1 protein-coding gene is annotated in these 1392 nt (G+C 62.7%); it reads right to left on the reverse strand.

The genetic code is table 11. The features are described from left to right. Positions 1 to 37: 37 nt before the first annotated feature. A complete protein-coding gene (locus HS053_RS22080; protein ID WP_241699991.1) occupies positions 38 to 1054 on the reverse strand; it encodes a tyrosine-type recombinase/integrase in 1017 nt (338 codons plus the stop codon). Positions 1055 to 1392: the final 338 nt, after the last annotated feature.

Raw genomic sequence — 1392 nt, forward strand, 5'->3', positions numbered from 1 at the left:
ATGGGTCTGCTCATGCACGCCGGCTACCACGCTGGATTCACGAGATGAATCCCTCACGGGATTTGTGCAACAGAGCCTCGCCGACCGGCTGATCGGGGACGTCGCCGGGGAAGAGGAAGGGGCAGCCCTTTGGCACGATTTCCCTGCGGAGGCGGATAAGGGCGACCGCCTCGTGCGAGATCGGCACGCGGTGGATGCGGCGCTGCTTGGTGTAGGCCGCCTGCTTGGTCCAGATGGCGAGGTCAAGGTTGAACTGGTCGAAGGTCGCTGTCCGGACCTCGCCCAGCCGGGCTCCGGTCAGCATGCACAAGCGGATGATGCTGGCGGCGCGCTGATCTTCGTCGACGGCCAGGGCGTTGGCCAGGCGTTCGATTTCTTCGAAGGACAGGAACCTGTCGCGGGCAACCTCGGGCCGACGGCGGAACCCGAAGGCCGGGTTGTCGGTGCGCATTTTCCAGAGCATGGCGAGGTTGAACATCTTGCGCAGCATCTCGCCCGCCCGGTTTGCCCGCACCGGCGTTGGCTTCGGCGGGGCCAGTTTCTTGCGCCGCTTCTGGGTGGGCTTCTTCTTTGACGGCCGCGCCCGCCCGGCGGCGATCTTGGTCAGAAGGCGATCGACATCGGTGGGCGTGATGTCGGCCACCTTGCGGTTCCTCCACTCCGGCAAGACCAGTTTTTCCAGCATGCTTTTCTGGTCGGAGGCGTTCGTCTTGGCCAGCTTTGGCAGATGCTCCTCGATGAAGCGCTCGGCCAGTTCCTTCACCGTCGGCGCCCCCCGGGCAGCCTTGCGGGTGTCAAGCGGGTCCTCGCCGCGGTCGATTTCGCGGATCAGGCGCTTGGCCTCATCCCGGGCGGCCGTGACCGACCATGTCGGCCATACCCCGATGGTAAAGCGCTTCTGCTGCCCGGCAATCCGGTAGATCAGGACGAAGCCCTTGCGCCCTGTGGTGTAGACGCAGAGCCCGAAGCCGGGGGTATCCTCATCGAAGAGGACGTACTTGCGGCTACCAATTTCCGCAGCCTTTACAACGCGTTCAGAGAGTTTTGCCTTCATACGACGCTCCTTTCATCCGCAGTCAGCGACGACTCGCGGCGCGGAGCAATGTCTCATACGAGGCAAACCGGCGTAGAGGCCGATACCGGCGGAAAGGAGTCAGGGGTTCCGCCGCGACGCAGACACATGCTGACTTAGATTGGTTGTCTGCGGGCGCATCTCGCCAATGGCAAATCATCGAGCGATACAGTACAACCGAAGCTCAACGCACTCACCTAGTCTGCGGGGGGCTACTTAAAGGTGGAACGACTAGGGTCAGGACCCATAAATTCACTTGAGTGTCGGCTCGCGGCATGATTCAAGCTCCCGACTTGTGGGGAGGGATCATGAGCGAGCGT

The sequence above is a fragment of the Tabrizicola fusiformis genome, from assembly GCF_013328815.1.
Classification (GTDB): Bacteria; Pseudomonadota; Alphaproteobacteria; order Rhodobacterales; family Rhodobacteraceae; genus Fuscibacter.

Bases quoted from the DNA above. Each gene is read 5' to 3' on its own strand.
- HS053_RS22080 (WP_241699991.1), bottom strand. From the start codon at position 1,054: ATGAAGGCAAAACTCTCTGAACGCGTTGTAAAGGCTGCGGAAATTGGT.